Source organism: Winkia sp. C0117E2 (assembly GCF_056590455.1).
The window spans coordinates 16,280-32,392 of sequence record NZ_JBWPWD010000005.1 but is presented as its reverse complement, the minus strand read 5'-3'; the positions used below and the strand labels follow the sequence as shown (position 1 = coordinate 32,392).

Annotated in this window: 16 protein-coding genes; 7 read left to right on the top strand and 9 right to left on the bottom strand. The window is 58.3% G+C overall.

Features of this window, described 5'->3' with window-relative positions; translation table 11 throughout:
• Nucleotides 1-162 precede the first annotated feature (162 nt).
• The 8 genes from AC1EKG_RS07495 to AC1EKG_RS07460 are packed head-to-tail and all read right to left on the bottom strand — an operon-like array spanning nt 163 to nt 8,054.
• Complete coding sequence (locus tag AC1EKG_RS07495; RefSeq protein ID WP_048708093.1) at nt 163-945, bottom strand: IclR family transcriptional regulator; 783 nt, start codon at nt 943-945, stop codon at nt 163-165.
• A gap of 51 nt (nt 946-996) precedes the next feature.
• A complete protein-coding gene (locus AC1EKG_RS07490; RefSeq protein ID WP_048708090.1) occupies nt 997-1,293 on the bottom strand; it encodes a ferredoxin family protein in 297 nt (98 codons plus the stop codon).
• Between the two features lie 2 nt (nt 1,294-1,295).
• Nucleotides 1,296-2,588 (bottom strand): FAD-dependent oxidoreductase, encoded by a 1,293-nt coding sequence (locus tag AC1EKG_RS07485; RefSeq protein WP_048708210.1) that lies wholly within the window; start codon nt 2,586-2,588, stop codon nt 1,296-1,298.
• Nucleotides 2,589-2,603: 15 nt separating this feature from the next.
• A complete protein-coding gene (locus tag AC1EKG_RS07480; RefSeq protein WP_048708088.1) occupies nt 2,604-3,479 on the bottom strand; it encodes an electron transfer flavoprotein subunit alpha/FixB family protein in 876 nt (291 codons plus the stop codon).
• Nucleotides 3,480-3,491: 12 nt separating this feature from the next.
• Nucleotides 3,492-4,253, bottom strand: coding sequence for an electron transfer flavoprotein subunit beta/FixA family protein (locus tag AC1EKG_RS07475; protein WP_048708084.1), 762 nt, complete (start codon nt 4,251-4,253; stop codon nt 3,492-3,494).
• 15 nt (nt 4,254-4,268) lie between these two features.
• Complete coding sequence (locus tag AC1EKG_RS07470) at nt 4,269-5,426, bottom strand: CaiB/BaiF CoA transferase family protein (RefSeq protein ID WP_048708081.1); 1,158 nt, start codon at nt 5,424-5,426, stop codon at nt 4,269-4,271.
• Nucleotides 5,423-6,892: a purine-cytosine permease family protein gene (locus tag AC1EKG_RS07465; RefSeq protein WP_004808150.1), complete on the bottom strand. Its 1,470-nt coding sequence runs from the start codon at nt 6,890-6,892 to the stop codon at nt 5,423-5,425. The genes AC1EKG_RS07470 and AC1EKG_RS07465 overlap by 4 nt, the downstream gene beginning before the upstream one ends.
• 16 nt (nt 6,893-6,908) lie before the next feature.
• On the bottom strand, nt 6,909-8,054 hold the full coding sequence (locus AC1EKG_RS07460) for an acyl-CoA dehydrogenase family protein (protein WP_004808152.1): 1,146 nt from the start codon (nt 8,052-8,054) through the stop codon (nt 6,909-6,911).
• 468 nt (nt 8,055-8,522) lie between these two features.
• Between AC1EKG_RS07460 and AC1EKG_RS07455 the strand changes: the two genes are divergently transcribed.
• The 3 genes from AC1EKG_RS07455 (at nt 8,523) to AC1EKG_RS07445 (ending at nt 10,316) form a co-directional block, all read left to right on the top strand.
• A complete protein-coding gene (locus AC1EKG_RS07455) occupies nt 8,523-8,711 on the top strand; it encodes a hypothetical protein (protein ID WP_004808154.1) in 189 nt (62 codons plus the stop codon).
• A gap of 165 nt (nt 8,712-8,876) precedes the next feature.
• Entirely contained in the window at nt 8,877-9,635 is a 759-nt protein-coding gene (locus AC1EKG_RS07450; protein WP_004808156.1) for a hypothetical protein, read from the top strand.
• 366 nt (nt 9,636-10,001) lie between these two features.
• Nucleotides 10,002-10,316 (top strand): hypothetical protein, encoded by a 315-nt coding sequence (locus tag AC1EKG_RS07445; protein ID WP_004808158.1) that lies wholly within the window; start codon nt 10,002-10,004, stop codon nt 10,314-10,316.
• Nucleotides 10,317-10,481: 165 nt separating this feature from the next.
• Here the strand turns inward: AC1EKG_RS07445 and AC1EKG_RS07440 are convergent, their stop codons facing one another.
• A complete protein-coding gene (locus tag AC1EKG_RS07440; protein WP_004808160.1) occupies nt 10,482-11,024 on the bottom strand; it encodes a type II toxin-antitoxin system PemK/MazF family toxin in 543 nt (180 codons plus the stop codon).
• A 108-nt stretch (nt 11,025-11,132) separates the two neighbouring features.
• On the opposite strand from AC1EKG_RS07440, the gene AC1EKG_RS07435 reads away from it, so the two are divergent.
• The 4 genes from AC1EKG_RS07435 to AC1EKG_RS07420 all read left to right on the top strand — a co-directional run bounded on the left by AC1EKG_RS07435 (nt 11,133) and on the right by AC1EKG_RS07420 (nt 16,076).
• Entirely contained in the window at nt 11,133-11,909 is a 777-nt protein-coding gene (locus tag AC1EKG_RS07435; protein WP_040315415.1) for a DeoR/GlpR family DNA-binding transcription regulator, read from the top strand.
• Nucleotides 11,910-12,235: 326 nt separating this feature from the next.
• Complete coding sequence (locus tag AC1EKG_RS07430; protein WP_481067799.1) at nt 12,236-13,522, top strand: RbtT/DalT/CsbX family MFS transporter; 1,287 nt, start codon at nt 12,236-12,238, stop codon at nt 13,520-13,522.
• A 20-nt stretch (nt 13,523-13,542) separates the two neighbouring features.
• Nucleotides 13,543-14,985, top strand: coding sequence for a mannitol dehydrogenase family protein (locus tag AC1EKG_RS07425; protein WP_278614492.1), 1,443 nt, complete (start codon nt 13,543-13,545; stop codon nt 14,983-14,985).
• A 119-nt stretch (nt 14,986-15,104) separates the two neighbouring features.
• On the top strand, nt 15,105-16,076 hold the full coding sequence (locus AC1EKG_RS07420) for an amidohydrolase family protein (protein WP_004808169.1): 972 nt from the start codon (nt 15,105-15,107) through the stop codon (nt 16,074-16,076).
• The last annotated feature ends 37 nt before the right edge of the window (nt 16,077-16,113 follow it).

Genomic DNA, 16,113 nt, shown 5'->3' with positions numbered 1-16,113 from the left:
GTTGTAGAGGCCGCGCAGTCACAAGTTGGGTGCGCGGCCTCTTTATGCAATGGTCAAAGCACATCGGGTTGTCGAAAGCACATCGAATTGTTGGAAGCACACCGAAATGCGAACTGTTCAGTGTGCCCTGGGCAAACTGGTGTGCTCTCGGCGCGGGGATGGCTATGCTCCGTGGGAGTTAGCCTGGTGCTCAGCGCCGGCCCGGTAGCCAATGGCGGCAGCGGCCTGCTTTAGCTTGCTGATCAGTGGCAGCAACCTGTCTTCAGGTAGATCAGTCGAATGGTAGGTCATTGCTAGCGAACCGATGGGATAGCCGGAATTGTCTAACACCGCAACGGCTACCGTAGACCACCCGGGAGTTATGTTCTCTACTTCCTGGGCCCACCCGCGGGCACGGGTTTGCGCCAGGATCTCCTGTAACTCGACCACGGATTTCGGGCCGGATCCGGTGCGGTCAGCCAAATACCGGTTAGAAGGGTAGAGGGCGGACACCTGCTTGTCGCTCAGCTGCGCCAGCATGGCCTGCCCGGACGCGGTCAGCTCGGCGGGCAGGCGTACCCCGACGTCGGTAACCAGCGACAGGCCCATGGAGCCGCGTTGTTCTACGACGTAGATGACGTCTTTGCCGCTAAGAACAGCGAAGTGCGCGCTTTGATGGACCTGGTCAACAATGTGTTCTACCACGGTAAGCGCAATCCGGCGGAGCGGTTCCTGCCGCTGGTATGCCCAGGCTAGTTCGTAGGCGCGCACGCCTAGCGAAAACCGGCCGGTCTCGTGGTCATGGGACACGTAGCCGAACTCGACCAACGTGCCCAGGATGCGGTAGGTGGTAGACCGCGACATGGATAGCTCGCGAGCCAAAGACGCGGCGGTCAGTGGCTTGATGTGTCCCGCTAGCGAATTCAGGATGCGCAACACATTAGCAGCAGAGTTACTTGTTGCCACGGCCTCCCCCTTCCAACATTTAGGTGTGTATCTACTCTTGCAGTTTTTCCGCTAACCTTCGCGGAAAGAGATGCCCATTGCGCCCTCGGGGTAGACCCAGTGCAACACTTCCCGCGGGGCAACCGCCAGGCAGGTACCGCACTCTAGGCAGGCGGCGTATTCCACGTCGACGCTGCCGTCTTCATTTGCGGTGTACACGTGGGCTGGGCAAACACGCTCTAGCACTTTGCCAAAACCAGTTCGCTTTGCGGCTTCCTGGTTGACCTCAATGTGGGAGTTGCCCTCGTCTACCTCGTAGGAGTTCTTGGCTAGTCGTTCGGTAACTGTGCCTATTTTTAGTGCTGCCATTTTTATAGGGACCTCACTGCTTCGAAAGCGATTTTTGCTAGGCGGAGTGCGCCTATTTTCGACTTCTTGAATGCGCCCAGGGCGGTGGGCAAGAGCTTCTTTCGCGGGGACAGGTCAAGGTTGTAAATGCCGTGCAGTACATTCGAGACCAGTTCGCCCATGTCGCCGTACATTTCGGGGTTTTCAAGGAACTTCGGGGCATTCGAGTAGGTGGCCATGTCCTTGCCCACGAACGACTCGTCTACCAGGCGCGTGTATTCTTCCAGCTGTTCCTGGCTGAAGTTGCCGGCCGCAAGGGCCTTGTCGATGGCCTGTGCTGCCGCCTTGCCAGATCCGGCCGCCAGATCCATGCCGCGCACAGTGAAGCCCGTGTTTAGCGTGAAACCGGCTGCGTCCCCAACGATCACGAGGCCGTCGCGCACTAGGTCGTGCTGCATCTTCTGGCCGCCCTCGGCGATCAGGTGGCAGCCGTATTCGATCAGCTCGCCGCCCTCAAGGTACTGGCTTACGGCCGGGTGGGTCAGGAAGTGGTCGTGAATTTCAGAGGACGACTTGCCCTTCTTTACCAGGTCGTCCAGGCGCAACACCACGCCGATAGACACCGAGTCAGTGTTCGTGTAGAAGAACCCGCCCCCGGCGACGCCCTGAGTGCAGTCGCCAACCATGGCGTAGGCGAGGCCGTCACCGTCGCGCACCCCAAAGCGTTTGGACACTTCGGCCTCGCCAAGTTTGATCACGGACTTGACGCCCACGGCCAGGTTCTCGGTGGGCTCCTTTTCCCGGATGCCCGCCTTCTGGGCTAGGAACGAGTTGACCCCGTCTGCCGCAACAACCACGTGGGCGTGCAGCTCTTCACCGCCAGCGCTAATGCCAACAATCTTGTCGCCCTCGCGCAGCAGCTCTTCAACCTTGATGCCGGGCATGATTACCACGCCGGCCTCTTCACACTTCTCGGCCAGCCACGGGTCGAACTTTGCGCGCAGCACAGTGACGGCGGTCGAATCCTCACCCAGGCGACCGTCCCAGTAGTCGACGTTCGTGGCGGCAGTGGGGGTCATGAACGACAAGATGTTGCGGGCAATCTTGCGTTCATAGGGCGCCTGCTCAAGAAAATCAGGGAAAATCTCCTGCATAATCTTGCAGTAGAACACGCCCCCGGACAGGTTCTTTGTGCCCGGTTCGGTGCCGCGTTCTACCAGCAGTACTTCGTGTCCCTGCTGTGCTAGCAGGTAGGCACAAGTCATGCCTGCGATGCCAGCCCCAACAACGATTACTTCAAAATCTACGTCGTTCATGACCCCGTCTTCCATTTACTTAGAGAGTGCTTCGGTCAGTGCGGGCAGCACCTCGTACAGGTCGCCAACAATGCCGTAATCTGCCAGTTTGAAGATCGGCGCGTTCTCGTCAGAGTTGATCGCCACGACCGTCTTCGAATCCTGCATGCCAGCGGTGTGCTGCAGCTGCCCGGAAATGCCCAGGGCGAAGTAGAAGTCGGGGGCCACCTTGGCGCCCGAAACGCCTACGTACAGGTCGCGATCGAACCAGTCGGCGCCCTCGGCTAGAGGACGCGAGCAGGCTACTTCCGCGCCTACCGCCGCAGCCAGGTCGCGTGCCAGCTGCAGATCTTCTTCCTTCTTGAAGCCGCGCCCGCAGGCAACAATCTTGCCTGCTGCGCCCAGATTTACCTGGGTGCCAGCACCGGTTTCTTCAGCCACTACCTTGGCGGGGGACAGCTCGGCTTCCGCCGCTTCTGCCTGGGCCCCGCTTCCGGCTACGTCCTTGCCGCCGTCCAGCAGGAGCACCAGCTTCTGTGAGGTCGGAAGGGTTTCCTCGGTGATGCCACCGAAGCGGGCCACGGTCACCGAGTCTGCGGAAACCTCCTTGACGCCACGGAAGATCGGGGCGTCGAGGGCGGCCGCAACGGCGCCTGCAAGCACGCGATCTGTAGGAGCATCAGAGGCGAAGACCAGGCCGGGATCGCCAGCGGCAATCAGCTTCGCCACGGAGGCCGCTGCTGCTTCGGCGGGGACGCCCTCTCCCAAATCGACGCTGACTACCTTGGCGGCATCCGAGAAGGGATCAGCCGGGGTGCCAACCGCTACGACAGTCACGTCGCCAGTCTTGCCCGCAGCCTCCAAAACGGCGGCCACCTGCGGATTAGTTGCAATTACAAAAGTGTTGCTCATGATTAGTCCTAACTACTTCAGGCCGGCTGCGCGCAGGGCATCAGCAAGCTCGCTGGCGGCGTTCTCGCCCTCGAACAGCTTGTGGGCGCGATCCTGGTTGGAGGCACCGGAACGGGCAGAAACTTCGGCAACAACATCGGTTGCCTTCACATCGGAGGCGGCAAGAACCTCAGAAGGCTTCTTGCCAGCAGCCAAGATGTCGCGCATGCCCGGGGTCTTCGCCTCTACGGCATTGGCAGCAATAGAGACCACGACGTTGCCTTCGACCTCGACAGTGCGGGTGCCCCCGGGAACTTCCTGGACCAGCTTCCAGCCCGCGGCAGTCTTCTCTGCCGAGCGGACTTCGAGGAAGCACTGCCACCCCAAGTAGCCGGCGACCAGGGCAGGAACCAGGCCTGCGCCCTCGTCGATAGAGGCCGAACCGGTAACCAGGGCAGTCGCGCCCTCGACGCGGCCGGTAAGGTCTGCCAGAGCAGAAGCAATCTTGGTGGAAGTCCACTCTGCGGTCTCGTCGTCCGAAACCAACAGGGCCCGGTCAAGTCCGCGCGCCAGAGCGGTCTTTACCGCGTTGCCTGCGCTGGCCTTCTTGGAGCCGACGGTGATGCCAACCAGTTCGCCGCCCTCGGCATCTGCCATGGTGCGGGCAACGGTCATAGCAACCGGATCGTATTCGCTTATTGCCTCTTTGGCGCGCGACCAGTCGACGGCGCCATCTGCGCTTACAGAAGCGTTCTGCGGGTTCGGCGCAAACTTGTATGCAACAACTACGCTCATGTTTTCCTCTCCTTGCTACTTCCAGCTCTCAAGCACGTCCGCGGCGGTAGATTCGCCGAGGGCGGGGCTGGGGGCGGTGGTGAATTCGGTATCGGGCTCTTCAGTTTCAAAACGCACGGGGTAACGCACGTACTGGGTGGAGCCAATGATCGGGTGGTCGAAGCTGCCCAGGGTGTTGCGGTAGCGCACCTGCTCCGACTCCAGGGCCTGCGTCAAGTTCCAGATCGGGGCTGCGGGAATGCCGCCCTTTTCTGTAGCCTGCAAAGCCTCTTCGGTGGTCAGGGTCCTGGTCCAGGAGGAGACCAGCTCGGTCAGTTCCTCCAGCTTGTCCGACCTGTTCTGGTCGCCCAGGTAATCCGGGTTCTCGGCCAGGTCCTCGTGGCCCATAACGGTGGCCAGGCGGCCCCACAGGATGTCGTTAGCAACGGCAATAGCAACCATGCCGTCCTTGGTGGGGTAAGTGTCGAACGGTACCGACACGGGGTGGCGGTTGCCGATGCGGCCAGGCAGCTTGCCGGTTGCGGCCTGCATCGAAGCGGCGGTGACCTGCAAGGCAAGCATTGAATCGAACATCGACACGTCGATGTGCTTGCCCTGGTCGGTGCGGGTGCGATCGAACAGTGCCGCGCACACGGACCAGCCCATGAACATGCCGGCCACCACGTCGCCTAGGGATTCGCCGACGCGGGTCGGCTCGCCGCCCTCTTGCCCGGTGGCATCCATGATGCCGGTCATGGCCTGCACGATCAGGTCGTAGGCAGGGCGCTTGGCGAACGGGCCGTCCTGGCCGAACCCGGACAGGGAAGCGTAAATCAGCTTCGGGTTTACCTCTTTGAGAGTGTCCCAGTCGATGCCCAGACGGGAAGTTACGCCCGGCCGGTAATTTTCGATCAGGACGTCGGCTTCACGCACCAAGTCCATGAAAGCCGCCTTGTCGCCCTCGTCCTTCAAGTTCATGGTGACGGACCGTTTGTTCCGGTTCAGAATCGCGAAGTACACGGATTCCTTGTCCTTGAACGGGCCAAGGCCGCGCGCGTCATCGCCGCGAGGGGACTCGATTTTCACTACGTCTGCACCCAGGTCTGCCAGCTGGGCCGCGCAATACGGGCCTGCTAGCACGCGGGACAGATCCAACACTTTGACGCCGTCGAGGACGCCCTTAGTTTCGCTCATTTCACTGGTTCCTTTTCGTCGTCATAGAAGTAGATGGTGTGCTCTGGCACGCTCACTGCGGTGCGCCCCCAAGCCCAGTAGATGATCGCGGGGACGATCAGGCCGACGATCCACGAAATGTCAGCTCCGCCTAGCACCTTCGTCATCGGGCCGGTGTAGAAGTCGGAGTTTAGGAACGGGATCTGTGCCAGGATGCCCACGATGTAGGCGGTCAGGGCGGGTACGTTGTACTTGCCGTAGCGACCGTTCGGATCGTAGAGGGCGGGAATGTCGACTCGTTCCTTAGAGATCAGGTAGTAGTCGATCAGGTTGATCGCGGTCCACGGGGTGAAGGCCATCAGCAGGGTCAAAATGAATGACTTGAACGATGCCAAGAAGTCCGCGGATGCTACAAGCGCGAAGATGACCGAGGCCAGGATGAACGCCACGATGATGCCGGTGCGCACCTTCTGGTTGAAGCCCTTCTGCTTGTCAGAGCCAAACGAGGACATGGTCGTCATGATCGTCATGCAACCGCCGTAGGCGTTCAGCGTGTTGACGGTTAGCTTGCCAATGGTGATCACCAGGTAAATGATGATCGCAATGAAGCCGCCGCCACCCAGGGTGCCTAGGAAGCCCACCTGGTTGGTGATGAAGCCCTGGCCTTTAGCGGTGGGCAGGGAGGCGAGCAGTACGCCGAAGATCATCGAGATCTGGGCGCCGCAAACCAGTCCGCCTAGGGTCCACCAGAATACCGAGGACGAGGACGTTTCGAAGGGCAGGTAACGGGAGTAGTCGGCCACGTAGGGGCCGAAAGTCAACTGCCAGCCAGCGCCGAGGGCGATGCACAGTAGGAAGGAGACGAAGTGGAAGTGGTTGCCTTGGAAGGCAGCGAACACGTCGTACTTGGTGAACATGCGCACTCCCAGGTAGGCCAGCATGATCAGGCCTGCCCAGGAAGCTAGGCTTCCCAGCTTGTGAATGTACTTGTAGCCGAGTACCGCAATGATCGCGGTGATTACGCCAAAGACGATGATGCCGAAGACGGGCTGCTCGATGCTCATGCCGAACATGCGGTTGATAGCTTGCCCGGACAGGACCGTGCCAGTGCCGGCGAAACCGATGTACATCAGTACGGTCAGCACTAGCGGCAAGATGGCGCCGTATACGCCGAACTGGGCGCGTGAGGATATCATCTGGGGCAGGCCTAGCTTGGGGCCTTGCGCCGAGTGCAGTGCGGTGACTGCTCCTGCTAGGACGTTGCCGATCAGCATGCCGATGATCGCCCAGATGGGGTCTGCCCCCACTAGGACGCCGAGCGTGCCATTGACGATCGCGGTGATTTGTAGGTTCGCTCCAAGCCACAGGGTGAACTGGCTAGAGGCCTTGCCGTGGCGTTCAGAGCGGGGGACGGGCTCGATAGTGCGAGACTCCATCGAGGAGTTCTCGGACTTCTGCGCCGTCGAGGTGCTTTCTTTAGTAGCCATGTTTGGTCCCGGAAGATTAGTAGTTCTTCAGTAGCTGGCGAGCGATGACGATGCGCTGAATCTGGTTGGTGCCTTCGTAAATCTGGGTTACCTTGGCGTCGCGCATCATGCGCTCTACCGGGGATTCCTTCGAGTAGCCCAGACCGCCTAGCAGCTGAACAGCATCGGTGGTGACTGCCATGGCAGTGTCGGAAGCAAAGCACTTGGCGCTGGCGCCGAAGAAGGTCAGATCCTCGGCCTGGGTGCCGGAACGGTCCGCAGCAGCGTAGGTCAGCTGGCGGGCGGCCTCAGTCTTCATAGCCATGTCGGCGAGCATGAACTGGATGCCCTGCAGCTTGGCTAGGGGAGCACCGAACTGTTCACGCTTGGTCACGTATTCGGCTGCCTGATCGATGGCGCCCTGCGCGATGCCGACCGACTGGGCGGCAATCGAAATGCGGGTGTGGTCCAAGGTGCCCAGAGCGAGCGAGAGGCCGTGGCCGCGCTTACCCAACATGCGGGAGGCGGGGATGCGCACGTCCTTCAGCACCATTTCGCGGGTTACGGAACCGCGGATGCCCATCTTGTGTTCGGGGGCGCCCAGCGAGATGCCCTCGTCGTCAGCGTGCAGCATGAACGCGGTGATGCGGTGGCGCTTGTCATCGGGGTCAGTTACGGCGAACAGGACAATGTACTTCGCGATACCTGCGGAAGTCACCCAAGCCTTGGTGCCGTTGATTACGTATTCGTCGCCCTCTTCCTTGGCCATGCAAGTCATAGCGCCCGGATCGGAGCCGGCGTTCCACTCGCTCAGCGCGTAGCCGAACATTGCCTCGCCAGCAGCAACAGGGGGCAGGTAGGTCTTGCGCTGTTCTTCCGTGCCGTACAGCATTAGCGGGATCATGCCCAGCTTGTTGGAGCTTAGGATTGTCGAGGCCGAAGCGTTTACGCGGGCGATTTCTTCCATGACGATTGCCATGGAGACCGAGTCGATTCCGTCTCCGCCGTACTCTTCGGGGATGCCGGGGGCGGCGAAGCCTGCCTCTAGGAGTGCGTCGTAGGACTCCTGGTCGAATTCGCCCTTCTCGTCTGCCTTGGCGGCAAGGGGCTCAAGCTTGGTCTTAGCGAAGTCGCGGACGAAGTCGCGTAGTAGTTCCTGTTCGGAATTGAGTTGGTATGACACCGTAATCTCCAATCTGCGTTGATCGCGCCGTGGGTTCTGGATTACGGCAAAAATCTATTGGAGGGGTATCCGGGACTTTCCGGGATAAGGCGCTCTGCGGTGTCAAATGTGGGACGCGGTGTCTCGATATAGGGATTAGTGAATTTTTGTGGGTGTTTAGTCCTAGAAAATAGAGACCCCGCTCACGTTCTGGGTCGGTGGCGGGGGCAGATACGCTTCGTGCGTTATGTAAATGCGTGTATCCGCCTGGGAAGGTGGTGTGCGCTCCCGCCCTTGCGCTTCGCGCAAATGCCCGTCCGCACCCAGAGCGCACACCACCTTCCCAAGCTCATGAAAAATAATGCTGGGGCCGTACCGCTCGCGCATTAAAAGACTGCAATGGTGCGGGAAAACTTTTTCCCTGCGGATGCAAGTGCGTGCTTGGGTCGGTATCGTGCATTACGCAATGGGGCAAGAAGAGGTGAAGTAATGAAAAGCAGTGTTTTTGTACTCAGAGGAGTAGTTGTAGCAGCTCTCCTTTCTTTGGCTATGGTACTGGGGATTGTTCCGCAGGCTATGGCAGATGGGGAAACCATAGACTCCGCAGGAACGGCAGTTGGGCAAGTCGATGCTGAAGCGGGTACTTACTCGGCGCGGGGCCTCGTGGCTAGTAAGTAGGGTGTAGCTGAGGAGAGGCTTGCGGGGAAAATTGATCGCAATCTAGACACAACTGGGGTGTCTGATTCTATTTCCTTGGACATGGTTGACGGCCCTCGGCAGGTTGCTTTGTCAGGGGTGGATCCCGCCGGTAATGTCCGGCTTTATGCAGATGAGGGACAAAAAATGTCGCTTTCGCCAGCCAACGGCGGCCAGAGTTCGGTGCGAGACGGTGTGGCGACCACCACTTCGCCAGGTGGGGAAACTACAAGTGTTTCATTGCTTAGCGAGGATATGTCGGCCCAGGTGGTTACCATTTTAAAAGACGAGTCCGCATCCTACGCTGACTTTGATCTTGATTTGCCTGAAGGATACGCAGTATCTGAGAGCAATAACGGAGCTCTAAACATTACTGACGCAAATGGTCAGGCTGTCGGATATGTTAAGCAGCCTTGGGCGTTAGATGCTGATGGCAATGAAGTAAAAACGCATTATGAGCTTCGCGGAGACGGTAGTATTCGGCAGATTGTTGATACAAAGAATGCAAAGTACCCCCTAACGCTGGATCCAGATGCTGGGTGGTGGGCTGCGACGGCGGCAAAGTGCGCTGTTGACATTGCGCCTCTAGTGGCTACGGGTGGGGCTGCTGTAGCCAGTAGAGTTCCTAAACTCGTATCGTTTTTGAACAAGCTCAGGAAAACCAAGAAGATAGCTGCGGCTATCGACAAGATGGGTGGAATGGAGAAAGCAGTAAAGGCTACCGTCAAAGAGGGCATAGCTCAGTTGAAAGCTAAGTTACCGAATGGTGTGAGCAAGCATCTACCGCAAGTTTCAAAAAACCCAGCAGATGTAAAGTTCTTAAAAACTGCTTGGCCTCTAATAGCTGAAGGATTTTGGAATCTCCTAGGATTTGGTAGCTGTATAGATCTTTTTAAGGCCGAATAACTATGGATTTAATTCAAAAAATTACCGTACTTATTTGCGCATCATTAGCTTTGTGGTGCCTTGTTTACATGCTCGTAGTGGGTAGGAAGCTTACGAGGGCTAGTAGGTTTAACTGTTTGTGTCTTATGGTGCTGGCAGTGATCCATCCGTTGAAATGGAGACATCCGGTACTCGTGGTAGTTGGTTCGGTAGGCATAATGATATTTTGGTGGTTTGCCCGGTCCCATCTGTACCACAGTCGTGGAAAGAAGCAGGCAAACTCAAGAAAAAGTTTTTGCGAATAATTCTTGGGCTGTTGTCGCCGATTGGATATGGGAGTTACTAGGTTTCGGAGGCTGTATACGACTTGTACAAGGTAAGTGAATTATGAATAGAGTAATACTCGCAGAGCTCATCGTGGGCGGTTCGGTTGGGGTTGGTTCACTCGGCTACCTACTTGTGCGATATCGAAAGCTAACGCCCCAGACAAAAGCAAATTGCCTTTGCCTGGCGGCGATTACCTTTGCCTACGCTGCACACGGAATTATTGGATTTTGGGCACTTGCAATTGACGCTGTTGCCATCGTGATTTGGGTGTATACGGTCTCTTACTACAACAAGAGGAATCAGCGGCTCAAACAGGCCGACGCCAATAATATCAATACTCCCGAAGCGGCCGGTAAAGAAAAGAAGTTAGATTAATTTTCACTGAAATCAGTGCCTGGAAATAGTGTGCAGACCATAAGTGCATAATGACGGGGTGTGCTCCTGGTGCGAACGTGGCTTTTAAAGCGCAGGCGCGGGAGCGCCCCTACTTTCCGACCTAGGGTTGCAGGGCGCTCTTCGCGCCTGGAACCTGCGGGGACGCTAGCCTTGTACTTTTTGGATTTGGGCTACAACTTGGCTGTAGGTGTGCTTGTTTAGGCGTCCGCCCTCGCGCCGAACGGCATCCTGTGGCACGGAGAGTAGCCGGTCTAAGCGCACCTCGGACGGGCGGCGCTTAGAATCCCAATTCCCGGTGCCAATGTCCATCCAGTAGCGGCCCCACCTGGCCTCCTGGGCGGCGTCGCGATCGTGATCTTTGCTGGTCAGCTGCGCGCAGATAACATTCCCGCCCGAATACGCCAATACCAGCACGGGCCGGTCCTTGCCGCGGGAGGCGTCCTCTTCGTAGGGGACCCACGTCCACACGACCTCGCCCGGATCGGCATCCCCGTCGCGGGCGGGAGCATAGTCAAATTTAGGAAGTGGCGCCCCTTTACGCAGGTAGCGGGCCTTTGCTCCCGAGGGCGAGCCTTGCGTAGACCCGCTGTTTACGCCCCCGCTTTTACCCTGACTGCCGCCTTTGTTCATAGCCTGTAGTAGTAGGCGGGTAGCCTTGCGAACCATCCCCCACGGAATATTTGCCATTGTTTCCCCTGTTCCTGCGGCTTGTTCTTGCTGCCCATTCTAAGAGTTGAGTGCGAACGCTCAGCCCCAAAAGTATCGCGTTCACGGGTGTCGGGGTAGTTTTGGGACATGAGTTCTATTGCGCGCAATCAGCAGGTGTCGGCAGAGCGGCGGGCGAAAATGCTGAAGTTGCTGCAGCACGAGGGCGCCAAGGCGGTTGCCGACCTAGTCGGCCGTTTTGGGGTGTCGCCGCAAACTGTGCGCCGGGACTTGCGGCTGCTTGAAGAAAAAGGGCAAGTCCATCGCGCCTACGGTACTGCTCGGGCAGTCGAGACGGGCAGTTTTGAACGCTCGTGGGCCGATCGTCAGGAAAGCTTCGTTGCAGAAAAAACAGCGATCGCGAAGGAGGCGGCTGCTCGCGCAGGCCAGGCTCAGGTACTTTTCATCGACGAGGGATTTTTGCCTTCACTAATTCCCCAGTTCTTGCAAACACGCGATCTTACGATTGTTACCACTTCGTTGGACACGGCCCAAAAAGTAGCGTTGCTACCTGGGGTCACCGCGATTATTGCCGGAGGGCGGGTGCGTTCGATCACGGGTGGGGTGGTAGACCACTGGGCGTTGCAGACGATCGGGCAAATGACATTCGATCTGGCGTTTATTGGTACTAACGGGATCAGCCGCAAGGGGAGTTTGTCCACCCCAGATCCGGCCGTAGCCTCGGTGAAGAGGGCGGCCCTCACCGCTGCCAAAAGGGCTATTTTGGTTGCCGACCATTCCAAGTTTGGCCACAGTCTGTTTGCTACTTTCGGGAACACTTCGGACGTGGAGGTAGTGATTACGGGTAGGCAATTGCGGCCGGTGGATGCCGGGCGTGTGCCGGGAGCGCCCGTAGTGCGGGTTTAGCCACTTCGAGGCCGGCCCAATACAGCCGTAAGGAACGGGCGCAGGCGTGGAAGGCCAATGTCCGCGGCATGCCTTAGCGGCGAACACTTACCGATCAAATAACGTCACAAAAACGATCAATGTGGGTGGGGTGCTGTAACTCCCACACTCCGCTCTTAGTGGGGAAATATCCGCCAAATATGAAAAATGACGCGCACAAGCCCGCCCTCTTCTAATAGAAACGATCGCAAAATGACAAACGCTTATGTTTAAATAGTCGGGACTTAAATCCTCCCCCACTATTAGCGTTGCCGGCGACCGCTTAAGTTTTGGATGGAAAGACAACGATGTCCGCAACAAAATCGCTAACGTTTGCACAACGAATACACTTCCCCACGGCTATGACTTTGGGGATCCTCGGCGTCGTCCTCTTTGTGATTGGGGACGGCATTGAAGCCGTTTGGATCACCGACTTTTTCCACGGCGAACTAGGTTTTACAGTCAGCCAGTCTTCACTGGTCTACACCAGCTACGGCATAGTGGTGGCGGTAGCCGCCTTCCTGTCGGGTGCCCTGTGCGACGCAATCAGTCCGCGAAAGGTAATGCTGATCGGGCTCATATCGTTCCTGCTGTTCGACTTCTTGTTTATAACAGTGGCCATCCCGTCCAAATCCCTGCCCTTGTTGATGCTCATTTACGGGCTGCGTGGCTTCGGCTACCCGATGCTGGCCTACGGGTTCCTAACTTGGATGATGATCGTGACCGCCCCCGAACGGCAGTCGTCGGCCTCAGGCTGGTTTTGGTTCGCCTTCTCGCTGGGTATGCAGACGATCGGGTCGTATCTTTCTTCCCTGTTCGTGCCGTCCCTAGGTGGGGTTGCCACCCTGTGGATCGGGTTGGCGCTTGCTGCCCTGGGCGGCTGGGTCACCATGTATTTCTTGCGCAGTCAACCGTCGGCGAGGGCGAGCAAGCATATTTCCGTGGTCGACTCGCTTTTTTCGGGTCTTTCTATTACCTGGCGGCGCCCTAAGGTGGGGGCTATGGGGATCGTCAAGATCATCAATCTTGCCGGCCAGTACGGCATGCAGGCCTTCTACCTGGTGTACGTGCAGCGGGTGCACCACATGGAGTCGGGCAAGGCGATCTTGGAATTTACCATTTTTGGCATAGTCGCTATTGCCGGTGACGTGCTGTGGGGGATCGTCGGCGACAAGTTGGGATGGCACCGCACCCTCCAGTGGATTGCCACGCCGCTATCTGCGGCCTCGCTGGTCTACCTGTATCTGATTCCGAACGTTGCCGGTCCGAACTTTTGGTTGATTGCCCTGGGGATGGCGGCCATCGGTATTGGCCTGTCTGCGCACGTGCCCACTACGCCGCTGATCATGGCCCATGCTGGCTCCGAAAAGGCCTCTTCTTCGGCAATATTGAACCTGGGGGCCGGGCTCGGAGCTTTTGTTGGTCCGGCTGTGGTAACCCTGCTGGTAGACAGCGCGGGATACGGAGCCGTGGCATACGCGCTCGCTGGCCTGTATGTAATGTCGTTCGTTATTTTGCTGGGACTGAAGCTTCCGGAAGGCGAAATGTCTAGGCAGAAAAATTCAGAAAATTCCGAAACAGTCCTAAATAAGTAGACTTGAGCAAAGGAGCAAAAATGAAACTGGCTGATTCGAATTTGGCCCCCACCTACGACCGCAGCGAGCTGACTTGCGGCATTGTGCACTTCGGGGTGGGCAACTTCCACCGTTCCCACCAGGCCATGTTCCTTGACCGCCTGCTGCGCGAAGGCAAGGCGAAGGACTGGGCGATCTGCGGCGTGGGCGTAATGCCCGGAGACAAGAAGATGCGTGACGCCCTGGCCGGCCAGGATCACCTGTACACACTGGTTTTGAAGAACCCGGACGGCACTAAGGAGCCGGCCGTGATCGGTTCAATCATCGATTATCTGTTTGCTCCGGACGATCCGAACGCCGTGGTAGAGCGCATGTCCAGCGAAGACACCAAGATCGTGTCGCTAACCGTTACCGAGGGCGGCTACAACATCGATGACGAGACGGGTAAGTTCCGCACCGATGCCAAGGGAGCCGTACACGACGCCGAACATCCGGAGGAGCCGCAGACCACTTTCGGCTTCATTGTGGCTGCGCTACGCCGCCGCAAGGAGGCGGGACTGGCCCCGTTCACGGTCATGTCTTGCGACAACCTGCCTGGTAATGGCAATATTGCCCGCACTGCCGTGGTGGAGCAGGCTCGTCTTGCTGATCCTGAATTTGCTGAATGGATCGACCAGAATGTGTCTTTCCCGAACTGCATGGTGGATCGCATTACTCCGGTTACTACGGATGCGGATCGGCAGATGGTGAAGGATGAATTGGATCTGGATGACGCGTGGCCGGTAGTGGCGGAGCCTTTCGTGCAGTGGGTGCTTGAGGACAAGTTCCCGCTCGGCCGTCCTGCCTATGAAGAGGTCGGCGCCCAGCTTGTGGAGGACGTAGTCCCGTACGAGCTGATGAAGTTGCGGCTGCTGAATGCTGCCCACCAGTCGCTGGCGCACTGGGGCCGGCTGCTTGGCCTTACTTATGGTCACGATTCTGCCCGCGACGAGGACATTGCCGAAGTTACTCGCCGCTACCTGGAGCAGGAGGCACGTCCGACGCTGCGTCCGGTTCCGGGGATTGATTTGGATGCCTACATTGATGAGCTCTTTGAACGGTTCGGCAACGAGGCAATCGCGGACACGTTGGCGCGCCTGGCCCAGGATGCTTCCGATCGCATGCCGAAGTTCGTCCTCCCTTCGGTTCGCCAGAACCTGAAGGATGGCGGCCAGACCAAGATTGGTGCGGCCATGTGCGCAGCGTGGGCATTGGGGTGCGAAGGTAAGGCCGAGGACGGCACCGAGGTAGTCATTGACGACCAGCATGGCAAAGAGCTGGCAGAGGCGGCCAAGAAGCAGGCCGCGGGCGATGACACCGCGTTCATTGCGGACCAGTTCGTCTTTGGGGAGCTAGCCCAAAATGAGCAGTTCAAGGCCGAATTTGTGCAGGCCCTGCACGACTTGCGCGAGAAGGGAGCGCGCGAGGTAATGCGGGCGCTGTAACCAAGCACGCAAGAAGAGGGCGGAACTATTCCGCCCTCTTCTTTGTTTAACGCGACTATTCGGCCGGTAGCGGGCGGGCGGAACTGCTAGGCGGTAGCGTGGGAAGGCAAGGAGGAAACATGGCTGTATCCAGCTTGGATGGCAAAGTAATCGATACTCACGCGCACGTATACCCGGCGAAGTACCTGGATTTTCTTGAACAGATTGGGGTGGACCCGGATTCTACGGCGATTGCCCGCGACATGAATGCTTCCGACGAGGACGAGCAGATGGCTGCGCGGATTCGCATGATGGGCCAGGCCGGGGTGGATGTGCAGGTCCTTTCGGCTACACCGCAGTTACCGCAGGTGGATAAGGCAGACGAGGCCGACGAGGCCGCGCGGATGGTAAACGACATTTATGCCGGCTTGATTAGGAAGTATCCGGGCCGTTTCCTGGCTTACGGGGCAATCCCGTTCTTGCACCCACAGAAGGCGGTGCAGCAGATCGGCTACTGCATGGACGAACTGGGCTTTGTGGGTATTGCGATCAATTCGCTGCTGCCGGACCCGCAGATGGCGATCACTGACGAGCAGTTTGCTCCGATTTTTGCCGAGCTGGACAGGCGCCACGCCCCTCTTTACATTCACCCCACGGGCATGTCCGCCCACTGCGCCCCCATGGCGAACCAGGGTTTGGCCTGGGTGAACGGCGCTCCCGTCGAGGACGCCATTGCCGCCTTGCACCTGCTGAAGGCCGACTACGTGCGCAAATACCCGAACATCCGCTTCCACATTGCGCACTTGGGAGGCGACCTGCCGTTCTTGGCGCAGCGGTTGCAGGACAATTTCGAAGACTGGGGCTCTTTCCCCGCATCGCCTGCCCAGAGCTTGCGGAAAATGTGGTTTGACGCCGCGAACTTTTTTGCGCCCTCGTTGGAGTTGGCTGCAAAGGTATACGACCCGCAGAAGCTGTTGGCCGGATCCGACTGCCCGTATTTCCAAGAGAAGAAGTACACGCGAGCCTTCAGCTACATAAAGGAAAGCGGCTTGTCGAAGGCGCTGCGCGAACAGATCCTAAGTAAGAACGCCTGCGAGCTGTACCGGCACTGATCTGCTCTCCGCTGCCTAAGTGCGCCGGGGGCGATAC

Excerpts from the sequence above, each read along its gene's own strand:
- AC1EKG_RS07490 (WP_048708090.1), bottom strand. The coding sequence starts at position 1,293 with ATGGCAGCACTAAAAATAGGCACAGTTACCGAACGACTAGCCAAGAAC.
- AC1EKG_RS07485 (WP_048708210.1), bottom strand. The coding sequence starts at position 2,588 with ATGAACGACGTAGATTTTGAAGTAATCGTTGTTGGGGCTGGCATCGCA.
- AC1EKG_RS07480 (WP_048708088.1), bottom strand. The coding sequence starts at position 3,479 with ATGAGCAACACTTTTGTAATTGCAACTAATCCGCAGGTGGCCGCCGTT.
- AC1EKG_RS07475 (WP_048708084.1), bottom strand. The coding sequence starts at position 4,253 with ATGAGCGTAGTTGTTGCATACAAGTTTGCGCCGAACCCGCAGAACGCT.
- AC1EKG_RS07470 (WP_048708081.1), bottom strand. The coding sequence starts at position 5,426 with ATGAGCGAAACTAAGGGCGTCCTCGACGGCGTCAAAGTGTTGGATCTG.
- AC1EKG_RS07465 (WP_004808150.1), bottom strand. The coding sequence starts at position 6,892 with ATGGCTACTAAAGAAAGCACCTCGACGGCGCAGAAGTCCGAGAACTCC.
- AC1EKG_RS07455 (WP_004808154.1), top strand. The coding sequence starts at position 8,523 with ATGAAAAGCAGTGTTTTTGTACTCAGAGGAGTAGTTGTAGCAGCTCTC.
- AC1EKG_RS07450 (WP_004808156.1), top strand. The coding sequence starts at position 8,877 with ATGTCGCTTTCGCCAGCCAACGGCGGCCAGAGTTCGGTGCGAGACGGT.
- AC1EKG_RS07445 (WP_004808158.1), top strand. The coding sequence starts at position 10,002 with ATGAATAGAGTAATACTCGCAGAGCTCATCGTGGGCGGTTCGGTTGGG.
- AC1EKG_RS07440 (WP_004808160.1), bottom strand. The coding sequence starts at position 11,024 with ATGGCAAATATTCCGTGGGGGATGGTTCGCAAGGCTACCCGCCTACTA.
- AC1EKG_RS07435 (WP_040315415.1), top strand. The coding sequence starts at position 11,133 with ATGAGTTCTATTGCGCGCAATCAGCAGGTGTCGGCAGAGCGGCGGGCG.
- AC1EKG_RS07430 (WP_481067799.1), top strand. The coding sequence starts at position 12,236 with ATGTCCGCAACAAAATCGCTAACGTTTGCACAACGAATACACTTCCCC.
- AC1EKG_RS07425 (WP_278614492.1), top strand. The coding sequence starts at position 13,543 with ATGAAACTGGCTGATTCGAATTTGGCCCCCACCTACGACCGCAGCGAG.
- AC1EKG_RS07420 (WP_004808169.1), top strand. The coding sequence starts at position 15,105 with ATGGCTGTATCCAGCTTGGATGGCAAAGTAATCGATACTCACGCGCAC.